The organism is Vibrio alfacsensis (assembly GCF_019670485.1).
In the GTDB taxonomy this organism is placed as follows: domain Bacteria; phylum Pseudomonadota; class Gammaproteobacteria; order Enterobacterales; family Vibrionaceae; genus Vibrio; species Vibrio alfacsensis.
Genome location: NZ_AP024166.1, coordinates 1,146,322 through 1,162,761, shown reverse-complemented (window position 1 = coordinate 1,162,761; position 16,440 = coordinate 1,146,322). Strand labels below are relative to the sequence as shown.

15 protein-coding genes are annotated in these 16,440 nt (G+C 45.3%); 7 read left to right on the top strand and 8 right to left on the bottom strand.

What is annotated here, in order from left to right; all coding sequences use genetic code 11:
- Positions 1 to 387: 387 nt before the first annotated feature.
- A complete protein-coding gene (locus VA249_RS19725; RefSeq protein WP_221070540.1) occupies positions 388 to 906 on the top strand; it encodes a hypothetical protein in 519 nt (172 codons plus the stop codon).
- A gap of 245 nt (positions 907 to 1,151) precedes the next feature.
- Here VA249_RS19725 and rfaH read toward each other — a convergent pair whose 3' ends face one another.
- The 3 genes from rfaH to VA249_RS19710 all read right to left on the bottom strand — a co-directional run bounded on the left by rfaH (position 1,152) and on the right by VA249_RS19710 (position 2,949).
- Complete coding sequence (gene rfaH, locus VA249_RS19720; RefSeq protein WP_221070538.1) at positions 1,152 to 1,643, bottom strand: transcription/translation regulatory transformer protein RfaH; 492 nt, start codon at positions 1,641 to 1,643, stop codon at positions 1,152 to 1,154.
- A 479-nt stretch (positions 1,644 to 2,122) separates the two neighbouring features.
- A complete protein-coding gene (locus tag VA249_RS19715) occupies positions 2,123 to 2,548 on the bottom strand; it encodes a universal stress protein (protein WP_128813250.1) in 426 nt (141 codons plus the stop codon).
- Between the two features lie 149 nt (positions 2,549 to 2,697).
- A complete protein-coding gene (locus tag VA249_RS19710) occupies positions 2,698 to 2,949 on the bottom strand; it encodes a DUF6482 family protein (RefSeq protein ID WP_221070536.1) in 252 nt (83 codons plus the stop codon).
- 170 nt (positions 2,950 to 3,119) lie between these two features.
- Between VA249_RS19710 and VA249_RS19705 the strand changes: the two genes are divergently transcribed.
- From VA249_RS19705 to VA249_RS19685, 5 genes are all read left to right on the top strand, one after another.
- On the top strand, positions 3,120 to 5,276 hold the full coding sequence (locus VA249_RS19705; RefSeq protein ID WP_221070533.1) for a prolyl oligopeptidase family serine peptidase: 2,157 nt from the start codon (positions 3,120 to 3,122) through the stop codon (positions 5,274 to 5,276).
- Between the two features lie 267 nt (positions 5,277 to 5,543).
- Positions 5,544 to 6,044: a GNAT family N-acetyltransferase gene (locus tag VA249_RS19700; RefSeq protein WP_221070531.1), complete on the top strand. Its 501-nt coding sequence runs from the start codon at positions 5,544 to 5,546 to the stop codon at positions 6,042 to 6,044.
- Between the two features lie 20 nt (positions 6,045 to 6,064).
- Positions 6,065 to 6,463 (top strand): NUDIX hydrolase, encoded by a 399-nt coding sequence (locus VA249_RS19695; RefSeq protein ID WP_221070530.1) that lies wholly within the window; start codon positions 6,065 to 6,067, stop codon positions 6,461 to 6,463.
- 146 nt (positions 6,464 to 6,609) lie between these two features.
- On the top strand, positions 6,610 to 7,773 hold the full coding sequence (locus VA249_RS19690; protein ID WP_221070527.1) for a MerR family transcriptional regulator: 1,164 nt from the start codon (positions 6,610 to 6,612) through the stop codon (positions 7,771 to 7,773).
- Positions 7,774 to 7,780: 7 nt separating this feature from the next.
- Complete coding sequence (locus VA249_RS19685) at positions 7,781 to 8,353, top strand: GNAT family N-acetyltransferase (RefSeq protein WP_221070526.1); 573 nt, start codon at positions 7,781 to 7,783, stop codon at positions 8,351 to 8,353.
- Between the two features lie 122 nt (positions 8,354 to 8,475).
- Here the strand turns inward: VA249_RS19685 and VA249_RS19680 are convergent, their stop codons facing one another.
- The 3 genes from VA249_RS19680 to blaCARB form a co-directional block, all read right to left on the bottom strand.
- On the bottom strand, positions 8,476 to 9,525 hold the full coding sequence (locus tag VA249_RS19680) for an alcohol dehydrogenase family protein (protein ID WP_420864279.1): 1,050 nt from the start codon (positions 9,523 to 9,525) through the stop codon (positions 8,476 to 8,478).
- A 2-nt stretch (positions 9,526 to 9,527) separates the two neighbouring features.
- A complete protein-coding gene (locus tag VA249_RS19675; RefSeq protein WP_221070525.1) occupies positions 9,528 to 10,043 on the bottom strand; it encodes a TetR/AcrR family transcriptional regulator in 516 nt (171 codons plus the stop codon).
- 129 nt (positions 10,044 to 10,172) lie between these two features.
- A complete protein-coding gene (gene blaCARB, locus VA249_RS19670; protein ID WP_221070524.1) occupies positions 10,173 to 11,024 on the bottom strand; it encodes a CARB/PSE/RTG family carbenicillin-hydrolyzing class A beta-lactamase in 852 nt (283 codons plus the stop codon).
- A 211-nt stretch (positions 11,025 to 11,235) separates the two neighbouring features.
- Here blaCARB and VA249_RS19665 point away from each other — a divergent pair, with 211 nt between their 5' ends.
- Positions 11,236 to 12,567: a ferredoxin reductase family protein gene (locus VA249_RS19665; RefSeq protein ID WP_221070523.1), complete on the top strand. Its 1,332-nt coding sequence runs from the start codon at positions 11,236 to 11,238 to the stop codon at positions 12,565 to 12,567.
- Positions 12,568 to 12,633: 66 nt separating this feature from the next.
- On the opposite strand, the gene copI is transcribed toward VA249_RS19665, so the two are convergent.
- Positions 12,634 to 13,182: a copper-resistant cuproprotein CopI gene (gene copI, locus VA249_RS19660; RefSeq protein ID WP_221072251.1), complete on the bottom strand. Its 549-nt coding sequence runs from the start codon at positions 13,180 to 13,182 to the stop codon at positions 12,634 to 12,636.
- 77 nt (positions 13,183 to 13,259) lie between these two features.
- Complete coding sequence (locus tag VA249_RS19655; RefSeq protein ID WP_221070522.1) at positions 13,260 to 16,439, bottom strand: efflux RND transporter permease subunit; 3,180 nt, start codon at positions 16,437 to 16,439, stop codon at positions 13,260 to 13,262.
- Between the last annotated feature and the right edge of the window lies 1 nt (position 16,440).

The following is a 16,440-nucleotide window of genomic DNA, read 5'->3' as shown; positions in this document are numbered from 1 at the left end:
TTTGGTGTTTGGTTGTAAAAAGCAAAAAACTGGGGAAAAAAGGAGTGCTTTTACAGCTGCAAGGATTGAACTGCTTGGGTGAGCGGCATTGTTTTTTAAAGAGCAAATAGAGAGGGTGTTCTCTTTGGTTGCGGATAATATTGGCTGCTCTTGGATGCGACAAACAAAATAAATTAGTCAAATTAATAACGAATACGAATCGTCTTGCTAGGAGGTTTGTGTTAGCAGTAGTGACTGTGATGATGCGACTTAAGTGCTTTTTGGTAGTTTAACGTATTGATTTTAATTGTTAAATTTTGTTTTTCTTTCCTGGGTTAACAAAAAATCTTTATTAGTGTTAGTAAGCAATGAAGATTAGAATGAGCGTTTTTTGAATCGGATATTTCAATGAAAAATAAGCTACTTACAATAATAAACAGTGGTAAAAAATCGGATAAAGAGTTGATTACTTTGTATCAGCGCGTCCAAAAGAGTTCAGATAAGCTCTCTGGGGAAGAGATTAAAGAGCTGATTTGGGCTATCGAGTTTCAATTGCGAGATCGGTTTCCTCGGGCAGCAAACCGCATTTTTGGGGCAAGAGATCGCGAGGCTATTGCACTGTTGGAGCAAATTGTCGGTGATACAACCGCTTATCTAGCGAATAATAAAGTGGGTAGTCATGTAAAAACTGGTGGTGGACGAATTCGTGGTGATGTTTATATCCAGACGTATATTTCCTACAAAAATGCCGTCGGACAGAAAGCAGAGTTGTGTCTGGAGCAGCAGACGTTTGATAGCGAATTGGTGGCAATCGTATATGACAAGCCTTCAAAGGTAGAACAACGAACGGATACCATGTTTGACTTTGGTCAGTTTGAAAACGCGAAACAGGCGTATATCACATTACTTCAGCAGTACTCATCTTAATGGGTTGTGCTGTCGTGATTTTTTAAACGCATGATAAATGCCTAGGTCTTTCCGCTATTCATTGAGGGGGCGCATTTTAGCCAAAACGCCGGCGCTACTGGCTCATCACAATACTGCTTAGGGTGTGTTTGGACAGCTGTGCGTCATGGAAAGGCAAGCGATGTTTCATGCGAAAGCGTGATAATTAAATCAACGCCCATGAAGACAGAAAGTCGCCTTATTGTTAGGTGACTTTCTGTTGATATTTAGTTGAATGCAAGATCGTGATTGTCAATGCTGACCGGAATGTACTGAGACAGCATTTTTACCAGCATGATTGAACGTTTTTCACCATCCCATTCTTGGAATATGGCTTCAACATCGGCAAATTTTCCGGACTTAACGTAAATTCGATCACCTTTGGATGGCAAAGATGAACGCCCCACATTGCTCATATCAAGTGATCTCATCTCATCGATTAAGCTACTGGGCACTTCTTTTGGTTGTGCGCCAACACGGACGAAATCAACCACGCCTCGAGTGGAACGAATACTCGTGAAACTAGGACCTTGTAGATAGTCAAAGTTGACAAACATGTACGAAGGAAACACTGGCTCTTCAATATTTTGTAACTTGGAACGCACTACTTTCTCCACTTTAATGGTTGGATAAAAGCACTCAAGGTTTTGGTTCGTCAGGTGCTGGTGGGCGCGTTTTTGTTCATTTCGCTTGCAGTAGAGTAGGTACCAAGCTTTCATTTTGAATCTTGGCTAGCCTTAGGTGTTGATAAATGAGAAGGCACTGTTCCTTTTTGCTGTGAGCAATCAGCAATGCTCATCCAACCGAGAAAGGTGTCATTTTTATCGAAACAGACCACTTTAGGTGAAAATGTCTCTGCAAGCAGGGATGGTGAAAAAACAAGAATAGTTGAAAGTAAAATAGACCTAGCCATTATTTATAATTCCCTATGGGTATAATTTTGGCGCGCATTATATGCGTCAAGTGTCTATTAATCCACGCTTATATGTTCTCTCAAGAGGAAATGAACCGATAGTTATATAAAAAGAGATAAGAATACCAATGGGAAGTAACGTTGTAATGAGTAAAAGTTCTTTATTAACATTATGTTGCGCTGCTGAGTTGGAATGGGGGGATACACGGTGATCAAGAATTATATAAAATATAAGCCGCCATTTATAAGACAATGGCGGCCCAAAAGTTTGCTATTCGTCAGAGATTAGTCCCGAATCGGTACCACTAAGATGTCCACGGGACACTTATTGATTAGATGTCTTGAATAAGAAATGATTTTGCTCCAGAAGTCTTGATGGTGACCACAGATCAATAAATCGACTTCTTCCTCTTTGATGGTGACATCGAGTTTGTCAGCAAGATCACCCGTACCAACGAAAAATCGTTTGAGTGGATGATCGATATAGTCACCAAAACTTCTCAAGCTCTCCATGGAATGTTCATTCAATGGCCGGCTGCTTGGTTCTTTGACTAGGTCAACGAGCTCAGGATAGATTTCGCCATGAGTGCCGTCGATGTGTATAAAAGAAATCTCCGAACCGAGATAATTTGCCATTGAAACCGCTCTATCGATTAGCACTGTGCTTTCATCAGATAGTTCTAGTGCGACAAGGATATGTTTGTATTTCATAACCACGCTCTCATGTCTGTTATTGTTACTGTAAGCATAGTATGAGAGCTCTAAAAAAGTTGCCGATAAGATCCCGAAACCGTTCAAAGTTTTGGCAATTTTCTATCTGAACTTATGCAGAAAGGCAGATGCAGTAGCTAAAAAACGCCCTAGTACCAGCTCAATTCAATCTCTAAGGGCATGTCACAACGTATTCTTTCGCCACACATTTCATCGGTAGCATTGAGGTGAACTAACTTAGCCGAAGAATAACCCTCTCCACGGAAATGGTCTCTTGCTTCACAAAGGCTAGCGAATGTCAGCGGACTTTTATGTTCATTCAATATCAGTGATTTTGCTTGATTTTCTACATTGTACGCGAGGTAGATACCACCCTCGACCGATTCAATCAAAAGATTCATAGCCATTTCCCATTAGTGTTTTCATTATTTGGCTATTACGGCGAGCGATGGATTTTAGTTCACTTTCAAAACAACATTGTGCGGAGCGAAATGAGATAATTAGATTCACGGAGCGGATATAGGTAAGATACTTGGTGCATTACATAACATAAAAGCAGATAAGGAAGTCTATGAAAAAGAAAACCTTAGCATTGGTAACTGCGTTTGCAATGACAGGTGCGTTACCGGGTGCTTATGCCGAAAGCTCAACACAGGAGTTGGTTGAACACGTACACAAAATGGCGTTGAAGTACCCAACGACAAAGAAAGTCGATGTGGTGGACGAGTATTTCGGTACTAAAGTCAGTGATCCATATCGCTGGTTAGAAGACGACCGCAGTAAAGAAACCGCAGATTGGGTGAAAGCGCAGAACCAAGTGACGTTCGATTACTTGGCGCAAATTCCATATCGTCACCAGATTGAAGAACGCTTAACTCAGTTGATGGATTACGAGAAGTTAGGGCGTCCGTTCAAAGAAGGCAAATACACCTATTTCTACAAGAACGACGGTTTGCAAAATCAAGATGTGCTTTATCGCCAACTTGACGATGGCGAGCCTGAAGTCTTCCTCGATCCAAATACCTTTAGCGAAGATGGCACAACCTCGTTGGCGAATGTGAGCTTCACCAAAGATGGTGCTTTAGTCGCTTACAGCATTTCAGAGGGCGGTAGCGACTGGCGCAAAGTGATTGTGCTTGATGCCGAAACCAAAAAGCCTGTTGGTGAGACGCTAGTGGATATTAAGTTCAGCGGCGTAAATTGGCTGGGGAACAAAGGTTTCTACTACTCAAGTTACGACAAGCCAGAAGGCAGCGAGCTTTCGGCAAAAACCGACCAACACAAGCTTTACTACCACGAGCTAGGCACTAAGCAGAGTGAAGACAAGCTTATCTTCGGTGGTACAGAGGCAGAGAAGCACCGATACGTTCGTGGTTACACTTCCGATGACCAACGTTATCTGTTTATTTCGGCAAGCACTTCAACGTCTGGCAATAAGCTGTTCTTCAAAGATTTGACCAAGCCAGACAGTCCACTGCAAACCATTTTGGATGATACCAATTCTGATACTTGGGTGATTGATAGCAAAGGCACCAAGCTGTATTTGGTCACTAACTTAGATGCACCAAATAAACGAGTGGTGACGGTGGATGCGAGCAACCCTGAGCCGAAGAATTGGAAAGATTTAGTTCCTGAAACTGACAACGTGCTTAGTCCATCAACCGCGGGCGGCTACCTGTTCGCAAGCTACATTGTTGATGCCCTTTCGATGGTCAAACAATACGACATGGACGGTAAGTTCATTCGTGAAATCAAGCTGCCAGACATCGGCAGTGCTTACGGCTTTTGGGGTAAGAAAGAAGATGTTGAAGTCTACTACTCTTTCACCAACTACAAGACGCCAAGCACGACCTATCGCCTAGACATCAAAGAGGGTGACAGCGAGGTTTACCACAAATCGAACGCACCATTCGATCCAGAATTATTTGAATCTCGTCAGGTATTCTACAAGTCGAAAGACGGCACTAAGATTCCAATGATCATTACCTACAAAAAAGGCACGCCGATGGACGGCACAGCGCCAACGATCTTGTATGGTTATGGTGGTTTCAATATCAGCCTAACGCCTTACTTCAGTCCAAGTCGAGCGGCATGGTTGGAAATGGGCGGTATCTACGCTGTCGCGAACATCCGTGGTGGTGGTGAATACGGCAAAGAGTGGCACAATGCTGGCACCAAGTTAGAGAAGCAAAATTCGTTTGATGACTTTATTGCCGGAGCTGAGTTCCTTATCGATAAAGACTACACCTCGTCAGATAAGCTTGCGATTAACGGTGGCTCTAACGGTGGTTTACTTGTTGGTGCAGTGATGACGCAGCGCCCAGAGCTGTTCAAAGTGGCACTGCCAGCAGTGGGTGTATTGGATATGCTTCGCTACCACACCTTTACGGCAGGAGCGGGCTGGGCTTATGACTATGGTACAGCAGAGCAAAGTAAAGAGATGTTCAATTACCTCAAAGGTTACTCGCCAGTACACAACGTCAAAGCCGGCGTTAAGTATCCAGCAACTATGGTCACAACCGGGGATCATGATGACCGCGTGGTACCAGCGCACTCTTACAAATTTGCGGCTGAGTTACAGTCTAAACAAGCGGGTACAAACCCAACTTTGATTCGAATCGAAACCAACGCTGGCCATGGTGCTGGCACACCAACCAGCAAGGTCATCGAGAAAAACGCGGATATTTACAGCTTTACCCTCTTTAATATGGGTATTGAAAAACTATAAATCGTGAATTTTCCTTTAATTGAATGCAGCTTATCGGGCTGCGTTCTTATTTTGAAATGTCAGGAATTTGAGAGATTGGTTCGCAGAGTTATTTCGCGACATTTTTAGCCTTGATAGTAGCAAGATGGATCTGGCGGCAAATAGATAGTTTCTAGCTTCTAGTTTTTTGATCACTTACTGATCAAACGAGCTAATAGGGGATTGGTTTTCCTGTTTTTCAGGATCATAATCGCGATCTGAAATTGAGCTCAATAAAAAGAATGAAAAATGAAGATCGTTGTTAGAAATGCACAAAAACAAGATGGTAAAGGTATCACTGAAGTTCTCAACCCGATTATTGAAGAGGGGTTGTATACAGTCTTAGATATGACGTTTACGCCAAAAGAAGAAGAGGTGTTCATTGAGCAATTCCCTATAGGAGGTGTGTTTAATGTGGCTCTTGATAATGAAAATAATACGATTCTCGGTTTTCAAAACGTGGAGCCATTTGCCAGTTACACCAAAGCGTTTGCTCATGTAGGTATTATTGGTACGTTTGTTGATTCAAAATATCGTCGTAGGGGGATCGCTTCTGCTTTGTTTACCGCGACGTTTAAAGATGCAAAAGCAAAAGGTTATGAAAAACTTTTTGCTTATGTTCGTGAGGATAACCCTAATGCACTTAAGACATACGTGAACCAAGGTTTTGAAGTCGTTGGTATTGCAAAGAATCATGCCAAAGTGAATGGCCGATACATTAATGAAGTCTTAATTGAAAAATTTTTATAACCATGAACGAGATCGTAAAGATGCATAAATCAGCGGGAATTATTGTTAAAGATGGCGCGCTATTAGTATTGCGCTCGAAAGGCAAAGACACATTCTACGCACCAGGAGGGAAGTTGGACAGTGTCGAAACTCCTGAGCAAGCGTTATGCCGCGAGTTATTGGAAGAAGTGGGTATTCAAGTAACGCTCAATGATCTTACGTTATTTGGCCGATTTGAAGCACCCGCTCACGACAAAGTTGATGTAACTCTGATCATGGACGTATTTTTTGTCAACGCTTATGCCGGCGAGGTGGTTGCCAGCAATGAAATCGAAGAGTGTCAATGGGTGGATTCTTCAAACGTAGACAACATCTCGATTAGCACGATTTTCCGTAATAATGTGTTCCCTCAGTTGGTTAAACAAGGTCTAGTGAATTAGTTCTTTTCTAAATCGCTGACAAAATATAAAACGCCCGTAATACGTAAGTATTGTGGGCGTTTTGTTTTGAACCTTTTTCAAATTAAAGTTGACCTGTCTATAGCTCTACAGTTTAAGATGCTTTCATCAGCGCTGAGGAAACAAACATGTATCGGATATCGGAACTGGCAGAGATGCTAGGCTTGTCTCGCACTACACTGCTCTATTACGAGAAGATTGAACTCATTAAAGGGCAGCGGTTAAGCAATGGTTACCGCGCTTATAGCGATGCAGACTTACAACGCTTACGCTTGATCCAGCAATTGCAGGGCGGCGGACTGACACTCAAGGAGTGTAAAGCTTGCCTAGAAGCTAAAGTAGACCGTGAATTGATGTTGGAACGGCTCAAGCAACTTGACGAAGAGATTGAACAAAAGCAGAAGTCTCGTCAGTTGTTGGCTGCGTTGTTGGGTGAAACTCCATTAACCGAATGGCATGAATCATTGGATGAAGTCGCACCGGATGCGCACTTAAATTGGCTGATGACGCAAGGTTTTAGCGAGAAAGAAGCCCTTCACTTACGTTGGTTATCAAAAGACATGAATACTCACGACGACTACATGGCGGATTTCTTCCGCGTATTTGAAGCCCTAGAGTTTTGGGGCCCAGGTTCAGAGCAAGATACGTTGAAAGCGTTGAGCCTATTACCAACTCAACCTGATGAAATATTGGAAATCGGTTGCGGGCAGGGCATTGCGACTCGCTCCCTAGCTAAACATGCACACGTGATTGCTGTGGATAATGATGAGCCATCTTTGCAGCGTTTAAAAGACAAAGCTCAAGTGCTTGGGGTAAGTGACAATATCACCACCGTTTGCACGAGTATGACCGAATTGCCGTTTGAAGTAGGAGCGAGCAAGTTGATTTGGGCAGAGGGCAGCGCTTACATCATGGGCGTTGAGAATGCATTCAAAGCGTGGCGACCATTACTGGCAGACGACGGTATTTTGGTTGTCAGTGATTTGATTTGGAACACTGACGCACCAAACGAAGATACGGTGGCATTTTGGCAGAAAGAGTACCCAGATATTGGCAGTGTCGAGAAGCGGATTGCGCAGGCAAAAGCGGCGGGTTACCGAGTTCTAGAGACGTTTCCAATTAGCCAACAGGCATGGGATAACTACTACGTCCCGCTAGATGAACGTGTGCAAAGCTTGAAAGCTGAGATGCCAGAATCACAAGCATTAAAAGACATACAAGTAGAATTAGATATCGTTAAACGTCGTGGTAATGAAGTGGCGTATCAGATGTATATATTACAAAAAGATTAATAGAAAAATGAACGAAACAACCAATCAAAATATTCAAAAATCGAATTACACACTTTCTCAATATGAGAGAGGCATGAGTAGCGAGATGATCGCTTTGTTTACTCAAACCTTTTCTGATTCTGAAGGCGAAGCAGAAGGCAAAACCATTGGCGCACTGGTCGGTGATTTGTTGAGCACGACACCCGAGCAAGAACTGAAAGGCTTTGTTGCGAAACAAGGTGAACGCTTGATTGCAGGCGTGTTGTTTACGCCGTTACGCTTCGAAAATGGTGAATTAGGCTACCTATTGTCACCGATGGCAACGCTAACAGAGTGTCAAGGCAAAGGCGTAGGCCAAGCCCTGATCCACTTTGGCCTTGAACATTTGAAACAACAAGGCATCGAGTTGGTGTTTACCTACGGCGATCCTAACTTCTACTCGCGCGTTGGTTTCCAACAAGTGACGGAGGCGCAGTTCAAAGCCCCTCATACTCTAAGCTATCCACATGGTTGGTTAGCACAACCACTGACGGGTGAATTGACGTCAATCCAAGGTTCATCCTCTTGCGTACAAGGTTTGGATAATCCTGCTTATTGGTAACGCAGGAATATCCGGTCATTGGTTGGTCTAACATGAACGAAAAGCCCCGCTGCGATGAACTTGCAGAGGGGCTTTTTAATACGTTCTATAAGGGTCAACAGACCCTAATGTAGAGATAGGAATTACTTCACGGTAAGGACCATTTTGCCTACGTGCCCCTTCTCTTGGAATGCCGCTTGCGCTTGGTTGATGTCTTCAAGTGGGAACGTCTGTGCGACCAATGGCTTGATGTTGCCTTGTTCAATATGATGAACCAAGTTTCCGAACACTTCTGGTTCCAGAACCGTACAGCCAAAGAAGCTGAGATCTTTGAGGTACAGAGTGCGGACGTCCAACTCAACCATTGCGCCGCCAATCGCCCCCGATACTGCGTAACGGCCTTTCGGGCGTAATACCTCAAGAAACTGTGGCCACTGGTCGCCAGCGACCAAATCAATCACCACATCAACGCTGTTCTCACCTAGTGTTTCGATAAGATTGGCATTTCGTGGCACTACTTCATCTGCGCCCAACTTCAGTACTTGTCCATTTTTGCTAGGACTTGTGATCGCAATAACCGTAGCACCGCGTGCTTTGGCAAGTTGAATTGCTGCGGAGCCGACACCGCCAGAAGCACCAGAGATCAATACACGATCGCCTGTAGTAACGCGAGAGCGAGTCAGCATGTTTTCTGCCGTTGAGTACGAACATGGGAAAGACGCCAGTTCAACGTCAGTCAAATCCGTATTTAGCGAATATGCGTGTTTAGCTGAGACCACGGTGTATTCAGCAAAGCCACCATCGCATTCTGAGCCGTAGTACCAAGGTGGATTGATGGTCTCGCCATTCACATTGCTTAGACATGGTTCAATCAGCACGCGCTCGCCAATGCGGTTTTCATCCACCATACGACCGACAGCGACAATTTCTCCACAGACGTCAGCGCCTTGAATTCGTGGAAGTTTTAAAGCGTTACCACCCCAACTTGCATCTTCGCTGTTGTTGTTGCCTTTTGAGTACCAACCAATACGAGTGTTGATGTCGGTGTTGTTCACGCCGGCTGCAGATACTCGAATCAGCACTTCATGGTTTCTTGGGGTAGGGACGGGAATATCTTGGCGATACTCTAACATCTCAGGCCCGCCGTGCCCCATCAAAAGAACACCTTTCATTGTAGTAGGTAGCGTTGTCATGATTAATCTTCCTTTAGCAATCTTAAAACCGCTTGTTGTGCAGAGCTAAGAGCCTCTTTGCCAAGTACAGGCCATGCACTGGACACACCTTCGTGTAGTAAAAACAGTTGCGTGGCTAGGTCTTCACGTAGGCTCTGTTTGCCCAAAAATTGTCGAACATCTTCTTTGTGTGCTTTCACGGTTTTGTTAATGATGTCGTGTTCAGGAAACGCGGCAACGGCGTTCATCGACATACAACCATGCGGAGCATAATCCTCCATCCATTGCTTAAGCTTGTTGAAGATGTGTAGAGTCGCGTCCAATCCGGCTTTAGGTGAATTATCCAAAAGGAAATTTAGGTAGCGCTGGTGGCGATGCTCCAGTGCAGCCACGATCATATCTTCCTTAGATGGATAATGCTTGTATAAGGTGCGCAGGCTAACACCACAGACTGTTTTTAGCTGTGCGACACTCGGCTCTGCAAAGCCGAGCTCACTAAAGGCTTGCTCTAAACTGGCGGCGATCTGCTCTTTCAACATAGCGTCTTCTCAAGTGTAGAATGAATGTTCTACCTCTAGGGTAGAGCGTTCGTTCTACTTGTGTCAATCAAGATCGCAGACATAAAAAAACGGAGCGAGAAAGCTCCTTTTAAAATCATGAGGTTAGCATTACATGTTTTTGTATTCGTCTAGCACCAACTGACTAATATGTGCAATCGCTTGATCACGAGCCTGTAGCGACAAGTCGGTCTCAGTGATGTAAATACTTATATAGATTGGTTTGTAATTGTCTTTCCAAATTATTGCCGTAATACCACGCGAACCGAACCCTCCGGCACCTGAACGATCTGCGATCGACCAACCATTCGGTAACACTGAACGCATCAATGGGTCGGAGACTTTGTTGTCTTGCATCCAAATTTTTAGTTGAACTCGTGATTCATAAGACAGCGCATCGGTTTCTAGCAGAGCATGTAAGGTGTTTACCATGGCGTTAGGTGTTGTGGTGTCTTGACTATCGCCTGGTTTGGCTTCATTTACTCGTGGCTCAAAACGGTCCAGTCGCGTTGCTTTGTCACCGATAGAACGCAAGAAAAGCGTGACATTTTTAGGTCCGCCAACACTTCTTAAAACAATATTGGCCGCCGTATTATCACTCATCAACATGGTTGCTTCACATGCATGCTCGATACGCGTTGTTTGTCCCACCATTCGATCCATCACTGGAGACCACACCACCACATTGCGCTCTTCAACTTTGGCGGTAGCGTTTCTATCTAATTTGTCGTTATCCATGGCATGTAACATCGTCGCACAAGCGAGAGTTTTAAAGGTGCTCATCATCGGAAAACGTTCGTCACCACGGTAATCCCAACGTTGGTCCGTCTGCGTATCCCAAACTGATACTCCAATGCGGCCAGAGATATGTTGTTCAATTGAGGCGAGGTCTTCATTCAACTTTGTGGCATAAGTTGCGCTTGAGCACACGATGAGCCCGATCATCAGCAATAGCTTTTTCATGCTTATTATTCTTAGTGTTATTTAATCAGCTCGCACTTTGGCGAATTTAGCCAGAACTATAACGAGTTAATACTCTAACGACTGTTAGTTTTTTGTCTTTTTTCTGTAGGAATCCATGTATATGCCCAGCTTTACTTGGTTTTACTGATCTTGACGTTGCTTTACGTATGGAAAGCTAAACTAAACTTGTCGATTAACCGAGTAACCAATCATGAAAACAATCCGCAATAGCATTTGGGCAATAATTGCCGTGATGTCCATATTATGGTTTGCGATGGAACCGCAGCTTTTATCTTCTACTAATGTGTTTGAATGGCGATCTGCCATGATCCAATATTCAGGCATTCTGTCTTTGATGATGATGTCTATCACCATGGTATTGGCAATGCGTCTTCCAGTGGTTGAAAACTGGCTGCACGGCATGGACAAAGCGTATCGAGTGCACAAATGGCTCGGTATTGGTGGCGTTGCATTAGGTTTAACACACTGGCTTTGGTATCAAGTACCGAAATGGCTAGTCATGTCTGGTGTACTAGCAAGACCGGAGAAACACACTGGTGCAGGGCCGGAGGGTAACCTCTCTGGAATCGAAGCTTGGATTCATGGCTTGCGTGACTTTGCTCAAGGCATGGGTGAGTGGGGCTTTTACATGCTATTGGTTTTGCTGGTGGTTTCTCTATGGGGCGCAGTGAAATACAAACCCTTTAAACTATCGCACCGCTTTATGTCGGTGGCGTATCTACTGATTGCGATTCACTCCGTACTGCTGCTCAAACGCGCGTATTGGGGCGAGCCTGTTTACTATCTTACTGTTGGGTTTGCAGTCGTCGGTTCGATTGCCGCACTTTACAGTTTGTTTGGCTTCGTTGGTCGTCGTAATAAACATTCTGCGGTTGTGGCGTCGACACGTTACTTTCCACAAGCTGAAGTGATGGAATTGGTTTTAGCTCCGGAAGCTTCTTGGCAAGGCCACAAAGCGGGTCAATTTGCCTATTTGCGCTTTGGAGACGAAGATGCTCATCCGTTCACTATTGTATCTGGCAGTGAAAGTGATGAATTGCGCTTCTTAATCAAAGAGCTAGGCGATTTTACTACCGGCTTGTATGAGCGCGTAAAAGCGGGCGATGCTGTGATGGTCGAGGGGCCTTACGGACGTTTGGAATTTGATTTAGAGAAACCTCAAATCTGGATTGCTGGTGGGGTAGGGATTGCTTCTTTCTTTGCCGCTTTGGAAGCATTGAAAGTGCAAGCGCAACCTAGCGATGTTCATCTGTTTTACTGCAGTCGTGGTATCGACGGTCAGTTGGTCGACGAACTTTGGCACTTAGCGCACCAAGCAAGCGTCAAATTACACATAATTGATACGCTGAAATCGCCGCGTTTAAATGCTGAACGTATTGCCGCTCAGTGTGGTGATTTGAACCAGTATGAAATGTATTTCTGTGGACCAGAAATGTTTTCAAAAACACTGAAAAAAGAGCTAGATGCATTTCAATTTGATATTGAGAAGAGTTATCACGAAGAGCTGTTTGTGATGAGATAATGCGAAATAGAATCAAATAGGAGCTGAATTTTTAGCTCCTATTTTTTTGTGTCTTAAATCGATATTTTACAGGGTCATAGCCTTGGTCATTCCGGCTTCTGCGTGACCTTTAAAGTTGCACGCAAACTCGATCTTATTGTCGCCATGGAAATGCCATAGGAACTGACGTGCTTTCTTCGGTTCAACAATGATTGAGTTGACTGTGTCGTGTTCCATACCAGCCATAGCAGCCATCATTTTACGGTGTTCAAGTTGTTCTTTAGCCGACCCAATGGAAAACTCATGTGCTTGTTCTCCGGTATTCATCACAACAAACTGCACCACCTCGTTTGGTTCAATCTTAACGTCTTTCTTGAACTTGATCGTCATGTCATCAGCTAAGATAACGTGTACCACCTTGTCTGGCTTTGCGCCTTTTGCTGGCATACCTACTGCCGACATGCCCGGCATATCCATCATGTTTGAATGGTCCATTTTACTGTGATCCATCTTCATGCTGCCGTGGTCCATGTTTTCATGCTTCATGTTGCTATGATCCATGTTCGAATGATCCATTTGTGCAAAAGCGGTCGTTGTTGTTAGAGCCAGAGCAAGAGTGATTAGTGTCTTTTTCATCATTTATATCCTTGTTTTAATTCATTAATAATTTGGTTGCTTCCCCTCAAAACTGAGGGGTTGGGGGAAGATAGGGCTTAAGCGTTGTGGTTTACATCACTAGCTTGTGTGCTAGCTTGGTGATTAGTCGCATTGCTTTGGCGCAACTCGCGTTGTTTCCACAGCTTGAAGATGGCTGGAAGCACCAACAGCGTCAGCAGCAGTGCCGATGCCATGCCACCAATCATTGGTGCAGCGATACGTTGCATCACTTCTGACCCTGTACCTTCGCCGTACATGATCGGAATCAGACCAATAATGACCGTTAGTACCGTCATCATTACTGGGCGAACACGCAGGCCTGCACCTTCACGAATGGCATCGGTTAGGTCTTTCACCTCAAGCTTCTGTTGGCTCTCTTCCGCATCCAGCTTTTTGTAGTGCCACGCTTGGTTGAGGTAGACGAGCATGATGACCCCAATTTCAACCGCGACGCCTGCTAGGGCAATAAAGCCGACCCCAACGGCAATCGAGAAGTTGTAGTTGAGGATATGCATGAGCCATAAACCACCGACCATAGCGAGTGGTAGCGTAAGCATGATGATCATCACTTCACCGACACGACGAAAGCTGAGGTAAAGCAGTAGCATAATGATGGCGATGGTGATTGGTACCACGACGCTCAAGCGGTCTTTTGCGCGCTCCATGTATTCGTATTGACCAGACCAAGCCAGCGAGTAACCCGCAGGAAGCTCCAGTTGATCGGCCACGACCTGTTGCGCTTCTACGACGTAAGAGCCAAGGTCACGACTATCGATATCGACAAACACCCAGCCGTTTGGACGCGCGTTTTCCGTCTTGATCATCGGAGGGCCGTCTTCGTAACGAATGTCCGCCACGTCAGCCAATGCAATACGAGCGCCATTTGGTGTCACTAACGGTAAGTTTTGCAGTTTTACCACCGAGTCACGGTAGTCTTGTGGGTAACGAACATTGATTGGGTAACGCTCCAAGCCTTCAATGGTTTCACCGACATTCATGCCGCCCACCGCAGTCGAGATCACCTGTTGAACGTCTTTGATGCTCAAGCCATAACGCGCTGCGGCACGACGTTTAATGTCGATCGTGACATAACGACCACCTGCTACACGTTCTGCGTAAACCGATGCGGTGCCTTGTACGCCATTAAGAATTGGCTCCAGCTGGGAACCGATCTTCTCAATCACTTTCAGATCAGGACCCGCGATTTTAATGCCGATAGGGGTTTTGATGCCCGTTGCCAGCATGTCGATACGCGTTTTGATCGGCATTACCCAAGCATTAGTAAGACCAGGGAACTGAACCAGTTTGTCGAACTCTTTGCGTAGTGACTCGGTTGTTACCCCCTCACGCCATTGGTCGCGTGGCTTCAACTGAATCACGGTTTCAATCATGGTGAGTGGCGCTGGATCGGTTGCGGTCTCAGCTCGGCCAATCTTGCCCCATACGGTTTTCACTTCAGGAATGGTTTTGATCAGCTTGTTGGTTTGTTGTAGCAGCTCGCGCGCTTTACCAATCGAGATACCCGGATAGGTCGTTGGCATGTACATCAAGTCGCCTTCATCCAGCGGAGGGATGAACTCGCTACCCAGTTTACTGGTTGGGTAGTAAGCCGATGCCATTAGACCTAATGCAATAACAATCATGGTCTTAGGGTATTTTAAGCTGGTGTTCAACAGCGGACGGTACAACGCGACCAACCCACGGTTAACTGGGTTTTTGTGCTCCGGTAACACCTTACCTCGAATGAAGTAGCCCATAAGCACAGGCACGAGCGTGATTGCCAAACCTGCTGCCGCTGCCATGGCGTAAGTCTTAGTGAACGCAAGTGGCGAGAACATCTTGCCTTCTTGACCTTCCAAGGCGAACACAGGTACGAAGCTAAGAGTGATGATCAGCAACGAGAAGAACAGCGGTGCGCCGACCTCTTCTGCGGCTTTGCCAATTACTTGCCAGCGGTTTTTATCGGTCAGTGGCGTTCGTTCAATGTGCTTATGAACATTTTCAATCATCACGATTGCACCATCCACCATGGCACCGATGGCAATCGCAATACCACCCAAGGACATGATGTTGGCGTTGATGCCTTGCCAATGCATTACGATAAACGCAGTGAGAATGCCAACCGGTAGACTCAGAGCGATAACCAATGAAGAACGAATGTGGAACAGGAACAACGCACATACAATCGCAACGACGATGAACTCTTCTGCAAGCTTCTTCCATAGGTTTTCTACCGCTGAATCGATAAGGGTAGAGCGGTCGTAGGTTGCCACAATTTCTACGCCTTCTGGTAGGCTGCGTTGTAGGTCTGCAAGTTTGTCTTTGACTTTCGCAATCACTTCACTGGCGTTTTCACCAAAACGCATCACGATAACCCCACCCACAGCTTCACCTTCGCCATTTAGTTCTGAGATTCCACGACGCATCTGTGGACCAAGGTTAATGTCTGCGATGTCGCCTAGTAGCAAAGGCGTGCCTTTCTCAGTGACTTTTAGAGGCAGTGATTTGATGTCTTCAATGCTGGTTAGGTAACCCGTAGTACGAACCATGTGTTCGGCTTCCGCCACTTCGATAACGGACGCGCCGGTTTCTTGGTTACCGTTTTGGATTGCCATGTTCACTTGTTGCAGAGTGAGGTTGTAAGCACGCAGCTTGGCAGGATCAATCTGCACTTGATACTGCTTCACCATACCGCCCACGGTAGCGACTTCAGAAACGCCATCAACGGTTTGTAATTCGTACTTCAAGAACCAGTCTTGCAGGCTGCGAAGATCCGCCAAATCATGCTTGCCGGTTTTGTCTTGTAATACGTAGCTGTAAACCCAGCCCACACCCGTTGCATCAGGACCTAGGGTTGGTTTTGCGTTTGGTGGTAGCTTTGGTGCTACTTGGCTTAAGTACTCCAATACGCGTGAACGTGCCCAGTACATGTCGGTATCATCGTTGAAAATGATATAAACGTAAGAGTCACCAAAGAATGAGTAGCCACGAACTGTCTCAGCACCCGGCACGGCAAGCATGGCGGTGGTGAGTGGGTAAGTAACTTGATCCTCAACGACTTGAGGAGCTTGACCCGGATAGCTTGTCTTGATGATCACTTGCACATCAGAAAGATCCGGAATCGCATCAACAGGCGTATTCTTTACACTGTAAAGTCCGCCTAATACAAGGGCTAAGGTCGCGACCAACACTAGGAATCGGTTGCTCAGTGACCAACGAATAATAGCATTGATCATA

Coding starts and splice junctions, on each gene's coding strand:
- VA249_RS19725 (WP_221070540.1), top strand. CDS start 388: ATGAAAAATAAGCTACTTACAATAATAAACAGTGGTAAAAAATCGGAT.
- rfaH (WP_221070538.1), bottom strand. CDS start 1,643: ATGAAAGCTTGGTACCTACTCTACTGCAAGCGAAATGAACAAAAACGC.
- VA249_RS19715 (WP_128813250.1), bottom strand. CDS start 2,548: ATGAAATACAAACATATCCTTGTCGCACTAGAACTATCTGATGAAAGC.
- VA249_RS19710 (WP_221070536.1), bottom strand. CDS start 2,949: ATGAATCTTTTGATTGAATCGGTCGAGGGTGGTATCTACCTCGCGTAC.
- VA249_RS19705 (WP_221070533.1), top strand. CDS start 3,120: ATGAAAAAGAAAACCTTAGCATTGGTAACTGCGTTTGCAATGACAGGT.
- VA249_RS19700 (WP_221070531.1), top strand. CDS start 5,544: ATGAAGATCGTTGTTAGAAATGCACAAAAACAAGATGGTAAAGGTATC.
- VA249_RS19695 (WP_221070530.1), top strand. CDS start 6,065: ATGCATAAATCAGCGGGAATTATTGTTAAAGATGGCGCGCTATTAGTA.
- VA249_RS19690 (WP_221070527.1), top strand. CDS start 6,610: ATGTATCGGATATCGGAACTGGCAGAGATGCTAGGCTTGTCTCGCACT.
- VA249_RS19685 (WP_221070526.1), top strand. CDS start 7,781: ATGAACGAAACAACCAATCAAAATATTCAAAAATCGAATTACACACTT.
- VA249_RS19680 (WP_420864279.1), bottom strand. CDS start 9,525: ATGACAACGCTACCTACTACAATGAAAGGTGTTCTTTTGATGGGGCAC.
- VA249_RS19675 (WP_221070525.1), bottom strand. CDS start 10,043: ATGTTGAAAGAGCAGATCGCCGCCAGTTTAGAGCAAGCCTTTAGTGAG.
- blaCARB (WP_221070524.1), bottom strand. CDS start 11,024: ATGAAAAAGCTATTGCTGATGATCGGGCTCATCGTGTGCTCAAGCGCA.
- VA249_RS19665 (WP_221070523.1), top strand. CDS start 11,236: ATGAAAACAATCCGCAATAGCATTTGGGCAATAATTGCCGTGATGTCC.
- copI (WP_221072251.1), bottom strand. CDS start 13,182: ATGAAAAAGACACTAATCACTCTTGCTCTGGCTCTAACAACAACGACC.
- VA249_RS19655 (WP_221070522.1), bottom strand. CDS start 16,439: ATGATCAATGCTATTATTCGTTGGTCACTGAGCAACCGATTCCTAGTG.